The sequence below is a fragment of the Desulfatibacillum alkenivorans DSM 16219 genome (genome assembly GCF_900142135.1).
GTDB classification, from domain to species: Bacteria; Desulfobacterota; Desulfobacteria; order Desulfobacterales; family Desulfatibacillaceae; genus Desulfatibacillum; species Desulfatibacillum alkenivorans.
This window is the reverse complement of the sequence record NZ_FQZU01000016.1, coordinates 32,437-54,343: the sequence shown is the minus strand read 5'-3', so window position 1 is coordinate 54,343 and position 21,907 is coordinate 32,437. Positions and strand designations below refer to the sequence as shown.

Here is a 21,907-nt window from a genome sequence, read left to right as displayed (position 1 = left end):
GGCATTACCTGAAACAGGCCGGGAGGATGATTCCTCTCCGGCCTGTTTTTTGGAGCCCCAATTAATCAACCAAAAAGAACGATGGGTCCCGGCTTGCGGACGATCCTGAAAAGCGGATCGCCCTTGCCTGGATCACGCTCTTTCCGGGTTGACGCGAGTTCAAACGACGCGCGGGATTTCCGGAGACATGAACTTATCTCCCCGGCAGTCATGCCACTCACTGTGCAAGCCCCTGGAGATAAGTATCGTGTCCCCGAAATCCTGTCTTGATGCAACTTGGCATTATTGGTTGTACTGATCCCTGAGGATGCGTTTGAGGATCTTGCCGGTGGGAGTCCTGGGGATTTCCTCGGCGAACACCACCTGCTTGGGAGTCTTGAACCGGGCCAGCTTGTCGCGGCACCATTCAATGAGCTCATCCTGGGTCAGGCTTTGCTCCTTGTTCAAAACGATGACGGCCTTGACCGCCTCGCCCCATTTTTCATCCTCCACGCCGATGACGCCCACGTCCGCAATGGCGGGATGGCTGAGCAGCGTGTCCTCCACTTCCGCGGGATAGATGTTTTCGCCGCCGGAGATGATCATGTCTTTTTTCCGGTCCAGGATGTACAAGTAGCCGTCTTCATCCATCTTGGCCATGTCGCCTGAATGAATCCAACCGTCAATGATGGTCGACGCCGTCGCTTCGGGATTGTTCCAATAGCCCTTCATGGGGTGCGTGGTCAAAAGAAGGAGTTCGCCCAATTCGCCGGTGGGAACCTCTTCGCCTTTGTCGTCCACCAGTTTGATGTCGCAATGGAACATGGCCGGGCCGGTGGAGCCTGCTTTGACAATGGCCTTGTCCGAATCGATGACGGCCGCAGGGCCGGTGCACTCGGTCATGCCGTAAAGCTGACGCACGTTCATGCCCTTTTCGGCGAATTCCTTAATCAGGGTTACCGGAACCGGCGCCGCATAGACCAAGGCCATTCTGATGCTGCTCCAGTCAAAGGTCTCAAACTGGGGTACGGAGCGCAGGAACATGAGCACCTGAGGCACGGAACCGAACCAGGAGATATTTTCCGTGGCGAGCAGTTGGAGGAATTCCGCCGGGTCAAAGGCCCGCTGGAAAACCATGGTCATTCCAAACTGCACGCAATGAGGCACGGGCGCCAAAGCTCCGATATGGAACAAAGGCAGCGGCATAAGCATCTTGGTTCCTACGTCGCCCAGAGTGGCCCGGAGGTTGACCGATTCGTGAAAGTAACCCGCGTGAGTCAGTTCGGCGCCCTTGGGCTTGCCCGTGGTGCCGGAGGTGTACAGGATCGTCAGGGTGTCGTCATCGCCGCCACATGCTCGGGCTCATCCGGAGAGCCGGTTGCCAGAAAATCATCGTAGCTTTGGGCCCATTCCGGGATGGAATCGCCAAGCGCATAAATGCTGTTGGTGCAAAGATCGCCCTTGATGGCTTCAATCACCGGGAAAAAATCCGCACCCACCACCACTTTGGATGCTTCGCAATTGTTAATGATATAAAGGACTTCAGGCGGGGCGAGGCGAAAGTTCACCGGCACCAGAATGGCGCCCAACTTTCCCAGGCCGAAATAAAGATCGAAAAACTCCGTTTCATTCAATCCAAGATAAGCCACCCGGTCTCCCGGTCCTATCCCTGCGGACTTCATGGCGTTGGCAAGACGGCTCGACCGCTCGTTCAACTCCTTATAGGTGAAACGGAGCCCGCCGATAACCAGGGCTTCCATATTAGGGCTGTGCTGGGCGCGTTTGGTAAGAAAACTCCCGATGTTGATCTGCATGAAAATCCTCCTTACATAGTGGTGCGATTATAATATGCTACGGCTATGACTCTCCGCCCTTTTTAAAGGCGGTTTGGAACTCACACAAAAAATTTTGGGGGGTTGAAATTTGAAGACGGTCAAGGCCATCTGAATAGAGCAGTAGTAGTCTCCGGGGGAAAAATTAACCTTGAAAAACCGGTTTTGGCAAGGCTTTTTTTGAAGAAAAATGCAAAAAATTCAGTTTTTCAACTATTCCTCGCCTTTACACGCACTATGCGTTTATTACACAGTCGATGAAGTTTTTCTTCCGAACCTGCGCCACAGGCCGTACAGCAGAAAGATAAAAAGGGAAATCCACTGGGAGGCGGATAACGGGCCGTAGTATGCCCTGTCAATGTCGGCCCTTAAAAATTCAATGAAAAAACGGAATATTGCATAATAAAAAACATAGTGAAAAAACACGTGGGATTTATTTTTTAAGGAGGCGCGTAAAGCGAAAAAAGCCAGGGCGAAGAGAAAAACAGCGCTGATCGCCTGTGTGGGAATGACCGGCAGGGAGGGAGGGGCCACAAAGCCTTTTGTGAGGCCGCGCCTCAGGTGCTCCCAGGCCGCCACGGAATTCATGGGGAAGCGGACGCCGAAGGTTTCGGAACATACGCCGTAGCAGCACCCGTTTAAAAAGCACCCCACCCTGGCGAACCCCAGCACCAGGAAAATGATAAAGGTTTTTTTGTTCAGCAGGTCATAAAAGCGTTCGCTCCGGTCCACCAGGGAGACCAAAAAAATTCCCAGGGGAAAGGCGAAAATAAGCCCGTAAAGCACTTTGATGGTTTTTAAAGGATTGGCGAATACAATATCCGCCATGGACAGTTTGTCCCAAACCTTGTCGGATATGTTGTCAAAAATAAAATGGAAATAAACGGTCGCCTGAAGGCAGAGCAAGCCAACAACCCAAAACGCCAGGGACAGGCCCAGCAATTTCCTGACCCTGGCCAAAGGAGTGGACGCCTCCCACAAGCGGTAGTCCCCCAGCACGTAGGCGGCCCATCCGCACAGGACTGCCGTTAATAGAGCGACGTTGTAGGAACTGACATACCCTGTGCCAATGTGTATCTGGGGATACATACCCTCTCCTTAGGCAACGGCCCCGGCGGCGCTTTTCCAAGGGTCCAGGACCCACTCTTTAAATCGAATGGATAAGAGATAAACGCATAACCCGGCCGCCAGATCCACGATATAATGCTGCTTGCACAAGACCGTGGAAACAATAATCAACCCTCCCCAGATGCAAAACAACCACTGCCGTTTTTTACCCAGGCTATAGTGAATGGCCAGGGCGCAGTTGGCCGTATGCAGGCTGGGAAAGCAATTGTTGGGAGCGTCGAACCACAGCCAAAAATCAAGGAATGCTTTCGTGAACGCCGAGCCGGCGTAATACTCGTGCCTGGGAAACGAAACCGGAAAAAACACGAAAAACAAAGCGCACACCAGCAACTGGAAGTGGGTCAGGTAAAACAGGTCGTTCAACTCCCGGTTATCTTTGGAGTTCGCCAGTATCAGACAGCCGAACAAAAGGTAGCTTACATAAACGGGCACAAGAAAGGAAACAAAAGGCAGATGTGCATCCAGCCATGTGAATTCAAGTTCAATGGGAGGGAACAAGAGGAAACGGTTGGTAGCTTCGTAGACCAGGGTGTATGGGACCCAGTATAAATAATAAACCAAAAAACAACGCGGTTTTTTAACCAAGATATAATCCAAGCTCAACCCCGGGTCTCTCGAAATCCATTCAGCGCGTTTGCAAAGCGAAAAACGTTCGTCAGGCGAATCTAATATGACAGGAGGCGGTTTTTCAATAGCCGCACCGTCCGGCAAAGGCGTTTCCAGCAGGAGCGGTGCGGCTCTCACTCTTTATTGCTGCTGCACGCCGGGCATGACTCCCGTGGCTCCGCCCTCCCAGAATGACCAGTACAGATCGTCGAAGTAACAGGTCTCCGTTGGGTTTCCGTTAGAGTCCGCCGTTGCGTCAATTCCCAATGTGTGGAGGCCGAACTCCACTTCCTCCACATTAGAGGTAAAGTCGTAATCTTCCGTAGTGAAGGTTCCGGAATAGGTCACCACATAGTCGCCTTCGCTGTCCTGGCCCCTGCCTGCCAGTCTGACAATGTCGTAATCATCGCCGCACCCCCTGGGCGCGGTAATCTCCTTGCTGGTGTAATGGCGTGACCCCATGACGCCCAACGTAAAATACTCCGAATCCTCGGGCCATTTGACAGGCGAATTTCTTGCATAAGCGACCCTATTGCCGTCCTTATCGTCTGATGAGGCATTCGATCCGTTGGCGTCCGGAGACGCCGCGTACATGGCCACGGCGTTAACCCGGTTGTCATCCGCGCCGTCGCAGTCAAAGTCCCCCTGCATTTCAATAATCCGCACCATGAGCGTAGCCCACTCCTTGGGATAGATGCGGTAGTTGTTGGTGCCCTTGGATTGTTGATACGAATCGTTGACAGATTCGGGATCGACTATGTATGCCACATTAGGCACGGGGCTTCCCGTCGTGGAGGAATTTGCGCTGACCGTTGCAGGATTGCGCACAATGGCGCCGCCCGGGATGCCCAGTACGGTGACGCCTTCCACGGTGCTGGTGCGGAACAAGCCGTACTTGTCCGTAAGTTTCCAGGCGGTATAGGGGCCCTGGCGCGCCCATTGCCTGCTCCATCTATCAGAGCATAAATACAGGCGCGAATTCCTCGAGTCGCCGGGAATTTCTCCTTCGTACCATCCCCCTGCCCAATTTACATCATATTCGTCGAAACGAAGGATTATACCATGCCAATTCCACTCCCCCCAACAAGTAACCGGCTCATAATAGTAGACGCTCACTTCCTCCACATCCACCAATTGCACGTAGGAAATCCAATCAAAGAGAGACTCTTCTCCTCCCCCGCACCCGCTGCCCGAGTCGTCGTCCGGGTCCAGGTATTTTTGCCAGAACATAAGATAGGGGACGCCGTCCTTGGGCGCGTAGTCGTTCCAGCTGGAGTAGGTGTCGCCGCAAACGGATATGGAGGTGTTGCTCCCATGCTCCGAAAAGAAGCCGTCCGCAATGTCGTCATCCTCTTCATACGTGGAGTCGCCGCCGCCGCATCCGTCGCCGCCGGAAGAGACCTCAGTCCTCCCTTGAACGCCCCGCATAAAGGATAGGCCGTAGTAGTTGCATTGTCCCCCGCTGCAATACGTCCTGAAGGACAGGCCGGGCATGTAGCTTCCGGGCACATTGACGTAAGGCGGCGTCAGGTCGTCCTGGTTTTCGGTGAATTTGACCTTTACCTGGAGATCGTAGCTGAGCAATCTTGAGGACCTGTTCCAGATATCCTCCAGGTTCAAAGTATCGATGAGTTCGTCCTGCCAGTCTACGGCGATGAGGCTTTCCTGCTGGTAAACAACGGGTTCGGTGTAAGAATAAGTCTGCTCGGTTCCTGTAATCTTGATTGCCCCGTCTTCAATGGCCGCAGAGCCTAAAACGGGATCGACCTTGTTGATGTCATTGGGATCGTTAAAGTCTATGCCGCCTTCCACGCCCCGGTACATGCTCACAGTTCCCATGGACTGACTTCTACTGATGGTGTCTTGCGCTTGAAACCCCGCCTCGCCGGCGATTCCGGTGGAGACGAACATGGCGTAGCGCTCCAACTGGACCGGAGTCCCTGCATTTACGGTAATCCCTCCGGAGGGCAGCGCCGTCCTGCCGGGACAGTTTCTTATCCCCACCAGCTTGTCGCTGTCATAATCCACCGAATCGTACATGATGTACCAATCTTTGTTTGATGCATCGGTCACGGTGATGATGCCCATCATTTTCGGGAAAAGGAAGGTGTCGTTTTCGCCGGCAAGAGAGTCCAGGTCGATTTCCAGGCTATCGCCGGATGAATCGCCTAAATTCGCCGCCCGGATGGTCCCCGCTGATGGAATCTTGGCCGCAGGCAAAATGCGGCCGCGGCTTTTATATGTCCCGGAAGGCGTTGAAGTAAGGCTAAAACCAATATCGTCCGATGCGGCGTTAACGGTTATGCTGTTGTACCTGACCAGTTCCGAGGATCCGTCGGATTTTTCCACGGTAAGGAATCCTCCGGCGTCATCGGGGATTGTCAGCACTTTTTTAGGCAGCCCGCCCCAAGCGGAAGCGCTGAGGTTGGAAGACGGCGTTGTGGAGGTTCCTATGTCGTACCAGTAGGTAAGGATTTCCAGATAAAAGGAGTCGTCATCCACGGCAAAACTTTTTTTGTGCAAATCGGTCGTGATGAAGGTGTCGTCGTTCAGGTTGTCTTCCAGAATCCAGCCGGCGTAACGAAGTCCGGATTCGGCGATATAGTGCGCCCTGGCGGTAAAGGGGGTGGCCGCGGAAGAAGTATTGGAGGCGCTGTACATGGATACCATGCCCGCCCCGATGGCGGCCATGACCACCATGGCGATCACCAGGCTTAAAAGCACCGCGCCCGAGGCGCCTGCAGGGGCCGCGCCCGCTTTCCTGCGCTCGTTTCGGGCCGCAATGACCAACCGGGACAGCAGCCAGGCCATGGCGCCGATTAAAACAAACCCCAAGGGAAAGTACATGGCCAGGAAGGCGAATCCCGCCGCAGGGAGAAGCAACAGCCGCACCAGGGATTTCAGCCAATAATGAGAGTGAAGCGTTTGGGCCATTCCCGGACCGTTCTCATTGTAAAAATCCAAAAACCAGCGGCCCAGGCTGTATTGGGTCAGGTATTGATCCCGGAATTGGGTTAAGGCGAAAACCCGGGAATCGGAATCGCTTCCAAAGGCCGCTGTGGCCACAAAACATCCCGGGGCGGAACCTGTGGTGGAGCCCGCCGGATAATAGCGCCTTTGGATGTCCGGAATATATGTATTTCTGGGCACCACATAATTGGCGAAGGACATGCTTGTCCCGTTTGGGCCTTCCATGGTGAGGGTGAACTCGATGCGTGCGAGGTCTTCGAGATTGGAGCCGAAGCTCCACGCCGAGTCGTCGGCCATTTTGTAGGACAGGCTGAAAGAGTCGACCAGATCCGTGAGGGTGTTGGTCCCGGCGCCGCTTTCCGAGCTGGTAAGCATCAAGTCGCTTCCGCTGACATAATAGCGTTCGGTGACAATGGTTTCGCCGCTCAAACGCGAAACGCCGATGGAACTGGACGTGGCCGAGGAAATGTCCGTCAGGTTTTCCAAAGACCGGCGCAGGCGGTCCATGGCGAGCTCCGCCTTTTGCGAGAGCGCCGTCGCCTCGCTGTTGAACGCAAAGGCTTGCGCGGCTTTGACGATACCCATGCCCGCAACGGCGGCCAGAACTCCCACAATCACCAGAACGGCGATCATTTCAACCAAAGTAAACCCGCTGTTTTTTGTATGTCTTCTCATGGATAATCTCCAATGAATAGGCGCGGGGCCTGCTTATCTCACAAAAAAGGCCGTGAGTTTGATAGTGGATTCTCCGGCCACAGGCTCCAGAACGATTTTGAGCATGGTGTCACTGGTTTGCGCGCTGGACGTGACTTCCTCGCGGCTGGCATTGTAATACACCCAGGACTTGGAGGATTTGTAAGCGCCGAAACCGGTGGAAGGATCCGTGTCCTCGCTTTCGATGGCGTTGTACAGCCTGGACAGGGCGTCCTCTCCATGGGCTACGTCCACGTAATACCCGGTGATGTTTTCCATGACCTGCTGCAGGCCGTATATGTCGCTCAAACGGGCGGCCGGCTCGCCGGCGCGCTGGACTGCGGTCCCCGTGAATGCAATAAGCACGGTGGCCAGGACGGCGGCGACCGTCAGCGTCACAATGATCTCCAGGAGAGAAAAGCCGCTGGAATTTTTAAAGATTAAGCATTTCATGGTATGAACCCCGTATTTTTTGTAACGGTTATTGTCCGGGACACACTGCCTTTGGATACGGTCAGGGTGAGGTCGCTGGTGCGCGGCGAGGTTCCTGAGTCGCCTGTGCAAGGCCTGCCCCAGGAGTCAAAACTGACAATGGCGCCGGTCACGCTTATCCCTAACGAGCCTAAATTGCGGGAAGCACTGGTCGCCCCCGGCATGGAAACCGTGTTGCGAGTTCCATCATAATAGAACATGGAGTAAGAGTTGCCGCTAATATTGATTCCCCAGGGATCGCCGCCTGTCATGGACCTTCTCTGGGCGTAGCGCAGTTGAGCCTTGAGCGCCTCCGCCTCGGCCACCATGGTGACGTCCAATGACATGCTGGCCCGGGTGATAACCACTGCAGAGAGAATGCCTATTATCAACAGGACGCTCACCAGTTCCAAAAGCGTGAATCCATGCTGGGAGCCTGGAGTCCGGGCCGTCTTATTGATATCCGTGATACTCATTACGCCGTAACTCCTTCAGTAAAATAAGAGCAATGGCCGCCCCGCAAGCTCCATATCCCAAAACAGCAAGTGCGGCGGACAGGTCAGCCAATTTTAAGGACAGGCCCACGGAAGACAGGATGCATCCTGAGCCCGTGATCAAGCCCACTGCATAGGCGGTTCTGATTCCGATTCTCCCTCCGCGGACTAAACCGCACCCGGCCGCCCCCATAAAAAGGGAAACCATAAACGAGGCGTTGCGGGCCAGATTCAAGCCCTCCAGGCCCACTCCCTGCAGAGCCCAGTAGCGAACTCCGGCGGCCAAAACCGCAAACAGGCAAAAGAAGAAAAAACCCGTGACAAAGAAGACCCAGGCCAGCGTCAGCGGAGGGGAATTTACAGGCCCGGCCGTAATTTGATCCATGACATGCCGGGTCAGGTCCTCCGGCGGATCCTCTTGTTTAAGGTCTTTAATCCATTGCTTTATCGTTTCGTCCTTCGGTTTCATGATCAGCCTTTGTCCAACAAGGTTTCCGGTAAAATGGAACGCAAGCGGTCCAGCCCTCGGGCCGCCCGCATTTTTGCAGCGCTGTTGGAGATGCGTAAAATAACCGCAATCTCATCATATGTCAGGCCTTGAGAATAGCGTAAAAGCAAGGCTTCGCGCTGCCCCGTGTTTAATTTCAGCAAAGCGGCCTGCACCTGGTCGGCCCTTTCCTTTTCCAAAAAGGCGTCCTCGGGGCTGGCTTCTTGCGACCCTTCCTTTTCCTGGTCCTGCAAAACCCGGCGCCTCTTGGAAACAGATTTAAGACGGCTGCGGATCAGGTTGATTCCGATGGTGTATAACCATGGGAAAAAACGCTTTTCAGAGTCAAAGGATCCAAGATTGCGAAAAGCCCGCACAAATATTTCCTGAACAAGGTCTTCGGCGTCGGAGCGGCTGCCGGTCATGCGCCAAGCCAGGTTGAACAGCGCCCCTTTGTGCGCGTCCACCAAGAAGGCGAAGCGATCTACGGCGCCCGCTTTGACATCCAAAACGGCCTGTCTTTCCTCTTCCTGGTCCATGGTTCCCCCGTCACGGTCCGGCGTTACGCAGGGGAGCCCAAGCCTTTACCTGATTTACTCCCCTTAAGGAAAAAAAGTCACAAATAATATTAGGATATTAACTTATTCTTTACACATTTTGGCTCAATATGCCATATAAAGTCAAATCAGGTTTCACTTTTCCCCAAATTTTCAATTCAATTCACGCAGGTTTACAATGACGCACCTTCAAGAGGAAGCAATTTCCGTATCCGTGATTATGCCCGCCTATGAAGAGGAACAAGCCATCGGCGGAATCGTGGAAAGAGTCCGAAAAGTTATGGAGCAACTGGGGCTGTCCCACGAGATTATTGTGGTGAACGACGGGTCCAGGGACCAAACGGCCCAGGCGGCCCTGGAGGCGGGCGCCCGGGTTTGCACCCATCCCTACAACATGGGCAACGGCGCGGCCGTCAAAACAGGCATCCGTCATGCCATGGGGGACTCCATCGTGCTCATGGATGCGGACGGCCAGCACCCGCCGGAGGAAATCCCGCGTCTTCTGGAAAAACTGGGGCCTTACGACCTGGTGGTCGGGGCCAGATCCACAGGCACCAAAGCCAGCATGCACCGAAATTTCGCCAACGCTGTGTACAATCGTCTGGCCTCCTACGTAAGCGACCGAAAAATCGAGGACCTGACCTCGGGCTTCCGGGCTGTGAAAACGTCCATCGCCAAGGAATTCGTTAATATTCTGCCCAATACCTTCTCGTACCCCACCACCCTGACCCTTGCCGTGGTCAGGACGGGTTACAGCTTGGTGTATGTGCCCTTTGCAGCGCCGGCAAGGGAAGGAAAAAGCAAGATAAAAATATTCAGGGACGGCGCCAGGTTTTTTCTGATCATCCTGAAAATCGCCACCCTGTTCGCGCCTTTGAAAATCTTCCTGCCCGCCAGCCTTCTTATGTTCCTTACGGGCATGGGATACGGGCTTTTTAAAATTTTTGTGCTGCACACAAGATACGGCCCTACTTCGGCCATGCTCATGACCATAGCCGTGGTGGTTTTTTTAATGGGCCTCATATCCGAACAGGTGACGCAACTGCGCTTCGACCAAATAGGCAGGGTAATCTATAGTCAAAAGGCAGATGATGAAAAATAGTCCGGAAGCGGCCTCCCGCGTTCAATCGGGAAAAGCCCGGATTTGGTACGGCAGGGCCTTGCTTTTGCTTGTGCTCTCTTTTGTGGGCTGGGTTATTTTCCGGCACGCCAGGGAGCTTGGCGCCTATACGCTCAATATCTCGCCCGCCTATCTTGCGCTGAGCATATTGTGCTGCGCCGCCGGATATTTGGCCAACCTGGCGGTTTGGATCAGGCTGGCCTCAGCTTTCGGCATCCGGGAGGACTTCGTGACCACCGGGAGGGCCTGGCTTCTATCTCGCATGGGCAGGCACGTCCCCGGCAAAGTGACGATTTTGCTGGTCCGGTTCAATCAGTATAAAAACCACCCCAACAACGCCATTACCGCGGCCACCATTACCGAGCACCTGTCCAGCACGGCCGCCTCAGGACTCATCGTAACCCTGGCCGTGACCTGGGGGTCTGTGGACGTTCCTGTGAGCCTCCAATGGATTTCCGGTCTGGGCGCCCTGGCCATGCTGGTGAGCCTGACGCCATGGGTCATGCCCTTTATGCTGCGCCTGGTTTTTCGCCTGGCAAAAAAAGCGCCGCCGGAAAAATATCCGCCCTACAGCATGGTCCTGCGGCTGGTCGGGGCTTACGGGGTTCCCGCCTTGTTTACCGGCGCCTCTTTCTTTTTTCTGATAAGGGCGCTATATGGGGTGGAATGGCAGCATTTTTTGGTGGTTGCAGGCGTCTACTACGGCGCCATGCTCATTGGGATGGCGGCGCTGTTCGCGCCCGCCGGCATAGGCGTTAGGGAGGGGATTATCTTTTTGATTCTGCCGGTGATCATCCCGCAGCCGGTGGTGATCGCCGCCGCCATAGGCATGCGGTTGATCGACACCTGCACGGAAGCCGCCCTGGGAGGGGGATTCTGGCTTGCCTCCAAACTCGTTAATAAATAGCCGCATCCGTTTTACATAGCATTTTGATTCCACATCCGTTCTTAAACGAACCCATCGCCGTTTAAAGGAAAGGAGTTGGACGCCTCATCATGCCGCAGGAAGGCAAGGGAACAGATTCCTATGATTTCGACCTGAAAGGGTCTTTTGGCAAATTCCGGCCGACGCCTCACGCATTCGCGTTCATCTCTTTGTTTTTTATATTGATTCTAATTTATTCCAACTCCTTCCACGGGGTTTTTGTCTTTGACGATATGAATAGAATCGTCAAAAACGAGTACATCCGCATGGAACGATTGGACTTTGAGTCTTTGACCAATCCATTTAGGGATGAAAAAACAGGGGAATTCCGGCTGTGGAGGCCCCTGGCCTTTTTCACCTTCGCCTTGAACTATTACACGGGCGGCCTGGAGCCGGCCGGGTTCCACGCCTTCAACCTGGGCGTTCATTTTTTGGCGGCCTGCTTTTTGTTCCTGTTCATCCGCGCCATGCTTAACCTGCCCATGCTGAGGGAGAAATACGGAGCCCTTTCCTACCCTCTCGCCCTGTTAACCTCGGTGTTCTGGGCCGTGCATCCCATCCAGGTCACCTCCGTTACCTACGTTGTACAGCGGATGGCTTCCATGGCCGGCTTGTTTTATATCGCCGCCCTGTATTTTTATGTCAAAGGACGGTTTGCCGATGGAAAAACCAAATGGGGATGGTTCGCCGCCGCCGGAATTTCCGGCCTGTGCGCCGTCGCCTCCAAGGAAAACGCCGTGCTGCTGGCGCCCGCACTGGCCTTGCTTGAGTTGATATTGATCCATGGAGCTTCCCCAAAAAATATCGCCAAATTCGCCAAATGGACCTTCCTGATCTGCGCCGCAGGGGCGCTGGCCGCTTTTTTACTGACCAACCCGTTCAATGCGCTATCGTATTACTCGGTCCGTCCCTTTTCCATGTGGGAGCGACTGGCCACCCAACCCAGGGTTATGATGCTGTACCTCGGGTTGCTTTTTTTTCCCGCCCCGGGCCGGATGACCTTTTTGTACGACGTTCCCTTCTCCTCATCATTATTGGACCCGATTTCCGGTCTTTTTAGCTTTTTGTTTCTTTTGGCCGCCTTGGGGACCGGGCTGGGATTGATGAAAAAAGCCCCCATGGTCAGTTTTTGCATTCTCTTCTTTTTCTTGAATCACACGGTCGAAAGCACCTTCCTGCCCCTTGAAATGGTCTATGAACACAGAAACTACATCCCCTCCATGCTGCTTTTTCTTCCTGTCTTCCTGTTAACATTCAAGCTGATCGCGCGGATTTCACACGAAAAATCCGTCAAGTTCCTCGGCGTCTGCATGGTCGGCGTTGTTATCATTGTCCATGGAAATACCACGTTCCACCGTAACGGCCTTTTTACAAGCAAGGAGGCGTTCTGGTCGGACAATGTCTACAAAGCCCTCCACCGGGGCGCCCCCTATATAAGCCTTGGCAGCGCCTATTACCAATTAGGGCGGCTGAATCTGGCGGAAGCGTGCTTCCAAAAGGCCCTCCAGCTCAACCGGTTTCAGAATGCCGGGTCTGTAGAAACCTGCCTTTTCAACCTGGGCATGATCAAATTATATCTCCACAACCAACCCAAGGCGGCGCTTGCATTTTTTCAATCCGCCAAAATTCATGCGCCCGGCAAGGTGGAGAATGATAGGCAGATGGCCCATTGCTGGATGCTGTTAGGGCGGTATGAGCTTGCTATGGATAGGATTGATAAAAGCCTGAACAGGTTTCCCGGAGATCCGAAGCTGCTGCACTTGAAGGGCGTCGCGCTATTCAAATTAGGGAAATACGAGGAGTCCGCCAAAGAGGCCGGACGGGCTTTGAACATCGCCCCGTCCTTTATCGAACCTATCCTGACTCTGGCGGCCATAGAGCAGAAAAAAGGCAGGTTTGACTCGGCCGTCCGCCTGTACAAGGCCTTTGCACTTCGATCGCCCAACAGGCTGGACTCGATTCTGGCGCTCATGGAGTTGGGAGTCCTTACAAAAGACGAAAACCTGACCAATGCCAAGGTCAGGCTGCTGCACAAACTAAAAGGAGAGGCTTCTTTTAAGGAAATCTTTTCCGAATTCGCCAAGGATCAAGCTGTCCGGGCTTATGAGCCGGATTTTGGAGTTTTGGCCCCTTCATTAAAAAAAATAAAGCCGCCGCTATGAAAAGCGACGGCCCTATGGATAAGACAAGTTTTAGGCTGTCAGCCTGATTGGCTACGGCGCCTGGCCGGGACGGTCGATTGTGCCTGTTACGTCAACGGCGCCGTCAAGAGCGCCGCCAGTCACGGCGGAAACCGTATAAGTCGGATCCCCCCCATCATCCTCAATATCGACGGTCATGTCGCCCAAATCAAGCTCTTTGGTATAAAAACCAGATACTTGCGTATCAGCAACCGTGGCGCCGCCCAAGATGGCCTGGGCAAAAGTCATATTAACATAAGCAACGGCTTCCGCGCCTCCGCCTTCCAGGGCCTGGTTGAGGGACTGTTGCTGCAAGTCATAGTACTTGGGAACGGCCACGGCGGCCAGGATGCCCAGGATGACCAGAACCGCGATGATTTCAATGAGGGTGAAGCCTTCTTGACCTCTGACCTTATTCTTCCATTTTTCTAACATAGCGCTACTCCTTTCATGGTGTGTTGCGGTTAAAAGAACTTGAGATTATTAAAAAGAGCCTATGCTTCCTATCGTTGCCGTTTAAACGAAGCAAATACTGTGCCTCAATCAGGCGGCTGCAAGCTAAATTGGGTTCAGATTTACAATTTTATTTGATTTTCGGAGCGTTATAAAATAAAGCCCCCCGCCGGAATTTTGGACGAAAACCGCATCAAACGGCATATCTACACTTTTTGTAGATCGATCACCAAAAAATGCAGGGCTAATTCCCCGGCTTTCTCCGCATCCGGGAAACGTCAATTCCGTACTTCTTCACCCGATGCCAAAGACTCCGCTCCTTGATTCCCAACAAACGGGCGGCCTGAGCCTGCACTCCGTCCGATCGCTTTAAAGCCTCCACCAAAATCCCTTTTTCCAACTCCTGCAGCCGATAATCCAAGTCCAGGGATTCCTCCTCCCTGGAAATAAACACCCCAACGGGCGTCGGGATCGCCATGCTGCCGGAAAGGGCCGGAGGCAGATGTTCCGGCTCCACGGTTTTTTGGCTGTACAGCATGGCGCTTTCCACAACGTTTCTTAACTCCCTCACGTTGCCGTGCCAGGGATGGGCGCATAAAATGTGCATGGCCTGGGGAGACACCGAGGCCTCTTTATCGGAATGCGATAAAAAGGCCTCCACCAAAAAAGGAATGTCCTCCGGCCGCTCCCGTAAGGGCGGCAATTGGATGGGAAACACATTCAGGCGAAAAAACAGGTCCTCCCGAAATTCATTATTATCGACCATTTCCTGAATATTTCTATTGCTGGCGGCGACAACCCGTACATCCACGGGGACGGGGCGCATCCCTCCAAGCCTGTCCACTTCCTTTTCCTCCAGGACCCTTAAAATTTTCGCCTGGGTTTCCAGGGGCATGTCCCCGATTTCGTCCAAAAAGACCGTCCCGCCGTTGGCTTGTTCAAACTTCCCGGGCTTGCGGGCCGCCGCTCCTGTAAAAGCGCCTTTCTCATACCCGAACAATTCACTTTCCAGCAGGGTTTCAGGGATGGCGGCGCAGTTTATCTTTACAAAACGCTTTCCGCTGCGTTGGCTGTGCCGGTGAATGCTGTCGGCGACCAGTTCCTTGCCGGTTCCGCTTTCCCCTGTTATCAAAACAGTGGAGTCGGTCGGGGCCACCCGTTTTATCTGGGAAAGAACCTGGCGCATGGCTTTGCTTTGGGCCACGATTTCAGGGAATAGCTTCCTGGCCTCCACGCGATTCAAAACCTCGCTGACCTGTCTGAACACCGTGGTGTAACGCGCCATCTCGTCCTTGCCCGAAGGACCATTCTGCTTGGAATCATTGGGCGCCGCAACGCCTAAACTCTCCGCTTCCACAACGAATTTTTCCACGGGCCCCAATATGGCCCGGATTAAAAATAGGCCGCAGACAAAGGTAAAGCCTCCGAACAGCCCGCCCCATAACAGCAGATGAGGGGCGGGATCCACTCCCGCTTGAATTCTTCCGGCGGCAATCCGGTAGGCGCCGATAAAGGAAAGAATGGAAAGGCCGCTGAATATTAAAGGAATTATTATATATAATTTTAGGTGGTATAGAGACTTTTTCATATATAACTTCATGACATCTCATGATTCGGAAATCTTCAACAAAGCAGCCACCCGTTGCGCAACGGCGGGCGCCTCCTGGGCGCTCTGATTCCCGCTTGCTCAGTTCTGACCCCGGCGCCGGCATTTACAAAACGGATATCGAAGCACTATTTCTTGACCATCTTGGTCATGTCCCACATGGGGAGGAATATCGCCAGGGCGAAGAAGCCGACAACCGCCGCCAATGCTATCGTTAAGATGGGCACAATGGCCTCTGAAAGCGCATTTACGGCGTACTCCACTTCGTCGTCATAGTGGTCTGAAATAACCTGAAGCATCTCCTCCAGGTTTCCGGACTCCTCGCCTATGGCCACCATATTAATGACCATGGGAGTAAAAAATTTCGCCTCCCTGAGCGGCTCTGAAATGCCTCTCCCTTGCTCCAACCGTTGCCGGATGCCGTCAAATTGCCGGGACATAGCTGCGCTGCCTATGGTTCCCGACAAAATGGTAAAGGAGTCCAACACCGTCACGCCGCTGGACTGCAATATAGCGAAGATGCTCGCAAACCGGGACATGGCCGCTTTTGTGAGCAGGTCTCCGAATATGGGTATATTCAACAAAATGCTGTTAAATGTGTATTTTCCCTGCTCGGTTCTCAAATAGAAAAACAGAAAAACGGCCAAAGCGACGGCGGCAAGCACCAGATAAACCCAATAGGCGCTTAAAAACGAGTAGATGCCGATGCAAATTTTCGTCGGGAGTGGAAGCTCCAACTGCGCTCTTGAAAAAATTTTCGCAAAAACCGGCACCACCTTAATTTCCAAAAAGAAAAAAGCTCCAGTCAGGACGATTGTGACCAGCGCCGGATAAATCATGGCGCCCTTGATGTCCTTCTTAACCTTTTCCTCATGGTCGATGATGTATATCAGGCGTTCCAAAACCTGGGGCAGAGCCCCGCTGGTTTCGCCGGCGCGCATCATGCTTAAATATAAGGGGGAAAACACGGAGGGATGCTTTTTCATGGCCTGATGAAGGCTGGCGCCCTCCTGGATATCCTTGGAAATCTGCGCGATAACCCTTTTTAGCTTGGGATTTTCGGTTTGCGACTCCGCAACCTGAAAAAGATCAATGATGGGAATGCCCGCCCTCAGCATGGTGGCGAATTGCTTGGTGAAGAGGATAATATCCCTGGCCCCCACCCGGCCCATTCTGTTGCCCAGGCCTTCCTTTTCAGCTTTTTCCTCTCCACGGACTTTGGTGACTTTGGTGGGTATAAAGCCGCGAGAGCTTAAAATCTGCCGGGCGCCGTCGGAGGTCTCCGCCTCCAGCGTGCCTGACACCTTGGTTCCCACTTCATTCATCGCCGTGTAGTTGTATGTCGCCATGATGCTTCCTGTCGTCCTGTTCCTAAGTCATGACTGCAGAGGCTGCCTCTTCCAGGGTGGTCCTTCCGGCGAACACCTTGTCCAGGGCGTCTTCCCTCAAAAAGCGCATCTTGCCCGCCGCCCTGGCCGACCGGGCGATCTCCTGGGACGAATCCCGCCTGGAAATCAAATCCTGAATGGTGTCGTCGTTTTTCAAAACCTCGAAAATGCCGGTTCTGCCCTTGTACCCGGTTTGCATGCACATGGCGCAGCCCTTGCCCCTTTTGAAGTCCACTCCGGCCACGTCCGCCCGGCTGAGGCCCCATGCGGCCAGACTTTCGTCAGCGGGGATATAGCTCTCCTGGCAGCCCGTGCACACGGTGCGCACCAGGCGCTGGGCGAATGAGACCAGCAGCACCGAGGAGACCAGAAAGGGCTCGATGCCCATGTCCACCAAACGGGTGACGGCGCCGGCCGAATCGTTGGTGTGCAGGGTGGACAACACCCTGTGGCCGGTGAGGGCGGCCTGGACCGCGATGGAGGCGGTTTCGCCGTCCCGGATTTCGCCGACCATGATGACGTCCGGGTCCTGGCGCAGGATGGCCCGCAAACCGCTGGCGAAGGTCATGCCCGCCTTGCGGTTCAGCTGGATCTGCTTGATTTTTTCCAGGCGGTATTCCACCGGGTCTTCCACGGTGATGATATTGATGTCCGGCTTGTTCAACGCCTGAAGAATGGCGTAAAGGCTTGTACTCTTACCGCTGCCCGTGGGGCCGGTGGAAAGAATCATCCCATAAGGCTTGACGATGACGCTCTCGATCTTGGCGCGGTCGTCCTTGTTCATGCCCAACTCGTGCAGGGAATAGATGCCGCTGCTCATGTCCAGAAGCCTGAGCACCAGGTTTTCTCCGTAGATGGTGGGCACGGTGGAAGCGCGGACATTGATCTCACGGCTTTCCATTTTCAGGGTGAACCTGCCGTCCTGGGGAATTCGGGTGGTTGCAATGTCCATGTTGCTGAGAATTTTGATGCGCGAAATCACCGGCATGAGCAGGGATTTGGGCGGCGCAGGCACCTCGTGCAGCTTTCCGTCAATGCGGAACCGGACGTGGGCGTAAGTTTTCTCGGGACCTATGTGCACGTCCGAGGCGCCTTCCCGGATGGCCTGGGACAGGATGGAGTTCACCAGTCTGACGACCGGGGCTTCATCCACCATGCCGGCCAGGGACTGCACTTCGATTTCCGTATCCGCAGCCTCTTCCTGGACCTGGGATTCCGGCCCCATTTCCAGGCCCTGCACTTCCTCCATGCCGTCCGCCAAAGAGGAAAAGCCGTAAAGGCTGCTAATCAGCTGAGTCAGCTCCCGTTCCGTACAGATGACGGCCTCGACCTCGGTGTTGGTGTAAATTTCAATGGCGTCCAGGCTTTCAATGTCCATGGGGTCCGTCATGCCGACGGTCAAAAGATGGGGCTTTTTGGCGAGGGGGACCAACTGATGCCTCTGGGCCATGTCCATGGGGATGACATTGGTCAACTCGGCGTTCACCGGGTATTTGTCAGCCCTGTAGCGGTCGATTTTCAACTGGGAGGCCACCGCGTCGATCATGGCGTCTTCCCGCACGATGCCGCGCTGCACCAGGAACTTGCCAAGTTTCATGCCGGACTTTTTGTGCTGGGCCAGGGCGTCCTTCAGTTGTTCGTCGGTTAAAAGCCCCCCCTCAACCAGTAGCTCGCCCAGTCTTTTTCTGATTCTCATCTCAGCTCTTATCCTCTACACGGGGCTGTTGGTAATGATACAAGTTGACGATTATGCGAAAAGGATCATGTTCCACAAAGTGCTCGATTCCTTCCAGGTTGAGGGGCAGACCAATGCGCGCCTGAACGTTTCCATCCCCTTTTTTCAACATCACCCAGCCTGGAAAACTGGAGTATTCCCTATAGGAGGCCACCTTGCTCACGGCGTTAAAAAAGCGGAATTCCGCTTCCCGCGAATGGAGCGCCGGCCCTTCAAAAGCAACTTCCTTATCGAACCAAAAAATAATCTGGGAATAACCGGAAAAACGCCCGCCCCACATATTGACCAGGCCGGCCGGAGGAGCCGCCGGTTCGGGTTTGGCGGCCGCCGGCGCCGCTGCAGGCTCTTTTACGGCGGCGTATAAAGGCTGAGTCCGGGAGGGCGGCTCCTCAAGCCGGGATGCAGCAATCAAAGGCTTTTCCGGCGCTATGGGAGCGGCGTCTGCAGGGACAGGCGCCTCCTGGGCTTGCTGCTCAGGCGTCTCGGGGGCTGACGCTGCAACCGCCGAAACAGCGGGAGCGGCCGGGGGCGCCGCCGGCTTGACGGCCGGAGGCTTGACGGCCGGTTTGGGAACGACCGCCGCCGGGGCGGCCGACATTAATTCAACGTTGGATTGCGGTGCAAAGCGCTCCCAAAGGCTTGCGACATCCTCCGTGGACGCCGCGCTTAGCCCCAAGGCAATGGCCGCGATAAGCAATCCGGCGAACACCGGCCTCAAGACAGGCTCCGGGCCCTTGATGGGCGTTCCCCGTTTGGCGCAGGAACGCACCAGGCGCCAGTTCGCCTTCCGTCTGCTTTGAACGATCAGGGCGAGCAGCACCCTGTATCCCAGCTCCACGATTTTCCGGGGATATCCTCCCGTGGATCGATACACGGCCCAAAAACCGCTTTCGGAAAATATGGCCGGTACAACGCCTTCTGCGGCCTCTCTGAGCCGGAACTGCACCAACGCCTTGGTTTCCTTATAGGAAAGGGGCAGGAGCTTGTGGTAAAGGCTGACCCGGTCGGCGAAATTAGGGTGTTCCTGAAGAATCTGGTCGAATTCCGTTTGCGCAAAAATGATGATTTGAAGCAGCTTGTTGGAATTGGTCTCGTAATTCAAGAACTCCCGAAGCACTTCCGTGCAGTGGTAGGGGAGCTTTTGCCCTTCGTCGATAATGAGGGCCGTGACCTTCTCCTTTTCCACGCCTTGTTCGAACAGGTATCCTTTGATCTTTTCCTTGAGGCGCCGTTCCGTATCCTTTTCCGGGTCGACCGGAAGGTTGAACATCTGGGCGATGATGCACAAAAACTCGTGGGCCGAGGAGCACGCGGGGTCCAGCAGGAGATGGGTCCGGACGTCCTTGTCCGCGGCGAAGCGCCTGATAAGCTGGCGGCACAGGGTGGTTTTGCCCATGCCCACGTCCGCCGTGATCACGTTCAGCCCGCGGCGCAGGCGGACGGAGAGTTCCAGTTTTTGGAGGCACCCCAAGTGTTGCCGCGACCCGTAAAAAAACTCAGGGTCCGGAGAGTTGGAAAAAGGCTCCTTCTTCAGGTCCAGCAGTTGAAAATAATCCATGGCGCCTTATTCCTGAGCAATCAGGATTCATTACCCCCCGCAGAAGCGGGCATGTTGACGTTTTGCTCCTGCACCATTGCTTCTCCCGGCTTGGGCAAAACATTGGGGGTGAGGAAAATCAGGACTTCCTCCATGGCCTCGGCTTTGCTCTCCCCTTTAAATAGGTATCCCAGGCCGGGGATGTCCTTCAACCAGGGGATTCCCGTATCCCCTTCGGCGTTTCTCGTCTTGGACAGGCCGGATATGACGATCGTCTCGCCGTTTCTCACAATCAGATTCGTGCTGGTGCGTTTTTTGAGGATGAACGGGTTGCCGTCCACGGTGTTGGACAAGTCCACCTCGTCCTTTTTGATTTCCACCTTCATTTTCATCTGCCCTTCGTCAATGACGTGGGGCGTGATTTCCAGCATCAAGGTGGCGTCCTTGAATTTGACTTCCCGGTCTCCGTCTTCATTGATGGTCACATAGGGAACTTCCGTTCCGTTTTCCGTGGACGCGGTCTGGTTGTCCAGGGTCGTGATGGAGGGCGTGGAAAGGATGTTGATCTTGCCTGCTTCCGCCAAGGCGCTCAACTGGACCTCCAGGATGTTGCTGCCCACCTTGCCGAACATCAGGCCCATGGTGGCGCCCATGGCGTCTTCAAAATCCACGGGAAAGTTAATGCCGTTGCCCTGGCCGCTTACGCCCTTGCTTCCCGTACCCGCGGTGTAGGCGCCTGTAAGAGGGGCGTCCCGGCTGGCCGCCGATCCGAAATTGCCGCCTGGGGTGAGCCAAAAATCCGTATCGTTTCCCAGGCTGTCGTACCGGCCGTACATCCAGCCCCATTGGATGCCCAGGTCGCGGGCCGTATCCCGGCTGGTTTCCACGATATTGGCTTTAATGTGCACCTGATAGGGCGGACGATCCAGCTTGTTGATGAGCGCAAGCATTTTTTTCAGGTCTTCCCGGACGGCCATGAGGACCAGGCTGTTATTGTGCTTGTCCACGTCAACCGAGCCGCGCGCCACGCTGTTGGATTTGTCCTTTTTACTCTTATCTGCGGCATTTTCGCCGGCGGAAGTGGCCAGGATGCTGTTCAAAGGCTCCACCAGCCCTTCGGGGTCCGCATAGTCGATTTGAACCACCTTCATGAGCAGGGGCTCCACGCTTTTGGCAACCAGCTTCTGGCGTTTGGTCCGCTCCTGCACCTGCTGGACGGCCAGGTCCTTTTCCATGTCCTCGGCGGTCATGATGCGGATGATGTCGCCCTCCCAGGCATAGCGCAGCCCTTGAGAATTCAGGATGCTCAGGAACACTTCGTTCCATGGGACGGCTTTCACCTCCACGCTCACGCGGCCTGTGACATTGGAGTTGATCAACAGGTTTTGCCCCACGCCCCTGGCAATGGCCCTTAAGACCACTCCAACCTCGGAGTCCTTCATTCGCATGGTGACAGGCTGGCTTGGAAGAGGGCGCTCGGGCGCCATTTCCTCTTCCTCGGTTTCGCCGATCAAATCCATGTCATCACCGGAGCTCACCACCTCCTCCGAGGCGTCAATGGAGAACTCCCTGTCAACGGGCGAGGTCCCCTTGGCGGTCATGGACATGGTTTTCCATTTTTCAAAAAATGGATCGGGTTGCGCCTCTTTTTCCGTTTGGGCGCAGCCGGCCCATACCAGGAGAACTCCCAAGGCCAGCAGCAGCCCGCTATACTTTTTCAGACCATGCTTGATAAGAGCCATGTGC

At 54.7% G+C, this 21,907-nt stretch carries 18 protein-coding genes; 3 read left to right on the top strand and 15 right to left on the bottom strand.

Annotated elements, in window-relative coordinates; genetic code table 11:
* Positions 1-282 precede the first annotated feature (282 nt).
* The 9 genes from BUE18_RS28635 to BUE18_RS13760 form a co-directional block, all read right to left on the bottom strand.
* On the bottom strand, positions 283-1,302 hold the full coding sequence (locus BUE18_RS28635; RefSeq protein WP_280173698.1) for a class I adenylate-forming enzyme family protein: 1,020 nt from the start codon (positions 1,300-1,302) through the stop codon (positions 283-285).
* Between the two features lie 5 nt (positions 1,303-1,307).
* Positions 1,308-1,793 carry an AMP-binding protein gene (locus BUE18_RS28630; RefSeq protein WP_083611016.1) on the bottom strand — a complete coding sequence of 162 codons (486 nt, stop codon included), beginning with the start codon at positions 1,791-1,793 and terminating at the stop codon, positions 1,308-1,310.
* 264 nt (positions 1,794-2,057) lie between these two features.
* The gene (locus tag BUE18_RS13790) at positions 2,058-2,900 is read right to left on the bottom strand and encodes a prolipoprotein diacylglyceryl transferase family protein (protein ID WP_073476636.1); all 843 of its coding nucleotides are present in this window, start codon (positions 2,898-2,900) and stop codon (positions 2,058-2,060) included.
* A 9-nt stretch (positions 2,901-2,909) separates the two neighbouring features.
* Complete coding sequence (locus BUE18_RS13785) at positions 2,910-3,524, bottom strand: phosphatase PAP2 family protein (protein WP_170868367.1); 615 nt, start codon at positions 3,522-3,524, stop codon at positions 2,910-2,912.
* 162 nt (positions 3,525-3,686) lie between these two features.
* Complete coding sequence (locus BUE18_RS13780; protein WP_073476633.1) at positions 3,687-7,190, bottom strand: CFI-box-CTERM domain-containing protein; 3,504 nt, start codon at positions 7,188-7,190, stop codon at positions 3,687-3,689.
* A 33-nt stretch (positions 7,191-7,223) separates the two neighbouring features.
* Positions 7,224-7,661 (bottom strand): type II secretion system protein, encoded by a 438-nt coding sequence (locus BUE18_RS13775; RefSeq protein WP_073476631.1) that lies wholly within the window; start codon positions 7,659-7,661, stop codon positions 7,224-7,226.
* Positions 7,658-8,155: a type II secretion system protein gene (locus BUE18_RS13770; protein WP_073476629.1), complete on the bottom strand. Its 498-nt coding sequence runs from the start codon at positions 8,153-8,155 to the stop codon at positions 7,658-7,660. Before BUE18_RS13770 ends, BUE18_RS13775 begins: the two co-directional genes overlap by 4 nt.
* The gene (locus BUE18_RS13765; protein ID WP_073476627.1) at positions 8,133-8,642 is read right to left on the bottom strand and encodes a hypothetical protein; all 510 of its coding nucleotides are present in this window, start codon (positions 8,640-8,642) and stop codon (positions 8,133-8,135) included. The genes BUE18_RS13770 and BUE18_RS13765 overlap by 23 nt, the downstream gene beginning before the upstream one ends.
* Positions 8,643-8,644: 2 nt before the next feature.
* Complete coding sequence (locus BUE18_RS13760) at positions 8,645-9,199, bottom strand: RNA polymerase sigma factor (protein WP_073476626.1); 555 nt, start codon at positions 9,197-9,199, stop codon at positions 8,645-8,647.
* Between the two features lie 196 nt (positions 9,200-9,395).
* On the opposite strand from BUE18_RS13760, the gene BUE18_RS13755 reads away from it, so the two are divergent.
* From BUE18_RS13755 to BUE18_RS13745, 3 genes are all read left to right on the top strand, one after another.
* On the top strand, positions 9,396-10,319 hold the full coding sequence (locus BUE18_RS13755; protein ID WP_073476624.1) for a glycosyltransferase family 2 protein: 924 nt from the start codon (positions 9,396-9,398) through the stop codon (positions 10,317-10,319).
* Positions 10,306-11,244: a lysylphosphatidylglycerol synthase transmembrane domain-containing protein gene (locus BUE18_RS13750; protein ID WP_139264742.1), complete on the top strand. Its 939-nt coding sequence runs from the start codon at positions 10,306-10,308 to the stop codon at positions 11,242-11,244. The genes BUE18_RS13755 and BUE18_RS13750 overlap by 14 nt, the downstream gene beginning before the upstream one ends.
* 89 nt (positions 11,245-11,333) lie before the next feature.
* The gene (locus tag BUE18_RS13745) at positions 11,334-13,424 is read left to right on the top strand and encodes a tetratricopeptide repeat protein (protein WP_073476621.1); all 2,091 of its coding nucleotides are present in this window, start codon (positions 11,334-11,336) and stop codon (positions 13,422-13,424) included.
* Between the two features lie 51 nt (positions 13,425-13,475).
* Here the strand turns inward: BUE18_RS13745 and BUE18_RS28705 are convergent, their stop codons facing one another.
* The 6 genes from BUE18_RS28705 to pilQ all read right to left on the bottom strand — a co-directional run bounded on the left by BUE18_RS28705 (position 13,476) and on the right by pilQ (position 21,903).
* Positions 13,476-13,877, bottom strand: a complete 402-nt coding sequence (locus BUE18_RS28705) for a pilus assembly FimT family protein (RefSeq protein WP_073476619.1) — start codon at positions 13,875-13,877, stop codon at positions 13,476-13,478.
* A gap of 262 nt (positions 13,878-14,139) precedes the next feature.
* Positions 14,140-15,483: a sigma-54 interaction domain-containing protein gene (locus BUE18_RS28625; RefSeq protein WP_073476731.1), complete on the bottom strand. Its 1,344-nt coding sequence runs from the start codon at positions 15,481-15,483 to the stop codon at positions 14,140-14,142.
* A gap of 146 nt (positions 15,484-15,629) precedes the next feature.
* Positions 15,630-16,850, bottom strand: a complete 1,221-nt coding sequence (locus tag BUE18_RS13730; protein WP_073476617.1) for a type II secretion system F family protein — start codon at positions 16,848-16,850, stop codon at positions 15,630-15,632.
* Between the two features lie 22 nt (positions 16,851-16,872).
* Complete coding sequence (locus tag BUE18_RS13725) at positions 16,873-18,585, bottom strand: GspE/PulE family protein (protein ID WP_073476616.1); 1,713 nt, start codon at positions 18,583-18,585, stop codon at positions 16,873-16,875.
* A gap of 1 nt (position 18,586) precedes the next feature.
* Positions 18,587-20,182 carry an ExeA family protein gene (locus BUE18_RS13720; RefSeq protein ID WP_073476614.1) on the bottom strand — a complete coding sequence of 532 codons (1,596 nt, stop codon included), beginning with the start codon at positions 20,180-20,182 and terminating at the stop codon, positions 18,587-18,589.
* 20 nt (positions 20,183-20,202) lie between these two features.
* On the bottom strand, positions 20,203-21,903 hold the full coding sequence (gene pilQ / locus BUE18_RS13715; RefSeq protein WP_073476612.1) for a type IV pilus secretin PilQ: 1,701 nt from the start codon (positions 21,901-21,903) through the stop codon (positions 20,203-20,205).
* Positions 21,904-21,907: the final 4 nt, after the last annotated feature.

Excerpts from the sequence above, each read along its gene's own strand:
- BUE18_RS28630 (WP_083611016.1), bottom strand. The coding sequence starts at position 1,793 with ATGCAGATCAACATCGGGAGTTTTCTTACCAAACGCGCCCAGCACAGC.
- BUE18_RS13790 (WP_073476636.1), bottom strand. The coding sequence starts at position 2,900 with ATGTATCCCCAGATACACATTGGCACAGGGTATGTCAGTTCCTACAAC.
- BUE18_RS13780 (WP_073476633.1), bottom strand. The coding sequence starts at position 7,190 with ATGAGAAGACATACAAAAAACAGCGGGTTTACTTTGGTTGAAATGATC.
- BUE18_RS13775 (WP_073476631.1), bottom strand. The coding sequence starts at position 7,661 with ATGAAATGCTTAATCTTTAAAAATTCCAGCGGCTTTTCTCTCCTGGAG.
- BUE18_RS13770 (WP_073476629.1), bottom strand. The coding sequence starts at position 8,155 with ATGAGTATCACGGATATCAATAAGACGGCCCGGACTCCAGGCTCCCAG.
- BUE18_RS13765 (WP_073476627.1), bottom strand. The coding sequence starts at position 8,642 with ATGAAACCGAAGGACGAAACGATAAAGCAATGGATTAAAGACCTTAAA.
- BUE18_RS13760 (WP_073476626.1), bottom strand. The coding sequence starts at position 9,199 with ATGGACCAGGAAGAGGAAAGACAGGCCGTTTTGGATGTCAAAGCGGGC.
- BUE18_RS13755 (WP_073476624.1), top strand. The coding sequence starts at position 9,396 with ATGACGCACCTTCAAGAGGAAGCAATTTCCGTATCCGTGATTATGCCC.
- BUE18_RS13750 (WP_139264742.1), top strand. The coding sequence starts at position 10,306 with ATGATGAAAAATAGTCCGGAAGCGGCCTCCCGCGTTCAATCGGGAAAA.
- BUE18_RS13745 (WP_073476621.1), top strand. The coding sequence starts at position 11,334 with ATGCCGCAGGAAGGCAAGGGAACAGATTCCTATGATTTCGACCTGAAA.
- BUE18_RS28705 (WP_073476619.1), bottom strand. The coding sequence starts at position 13,877 with ATGTTAGAAAAATGGAAGAATAAGGTCAGAGGTCAAGAAGGCTTCACC.
- BUE18_RS28625 (WP_073476731.1), bottom strand. The coding sequence starts at position 15,483 with ATGAAAAAGTCTCTATACCACCTAAAATTATATATAATAATTCCTTTA.
- BUE18_RS13730 (WP_073476617.1), bottom strand. The coding sequence starts at position 16,850 with ATGGCGACATACAACTACACGGCGATGAATGAAGTGGGAACCAAGGTG.
- BUE18_RS13725 (WP_073476616.1), bottom strand. The coding sequence starts at position 18,585 with ATGAGAATCAGAAAAAGACTGGGCGAGCTACTGGTTGAGGGGGGGCTT.
- BUE18_RS13720 (WP_073476614.1), bottom strand. The coding sequence starts at position 20,182 with ATGGATTATTTTCAACTGCTGGACCTGAAGAAGGAGCCTTTTTCCAAC.
- pilQ (WP_073476612.1), bottom strand. The coding sequence starts at position 21,903 with ATGGCTCTTATCAAGCATGGTCTGAAAAAGTATAGCGGGCTGCTGCTG.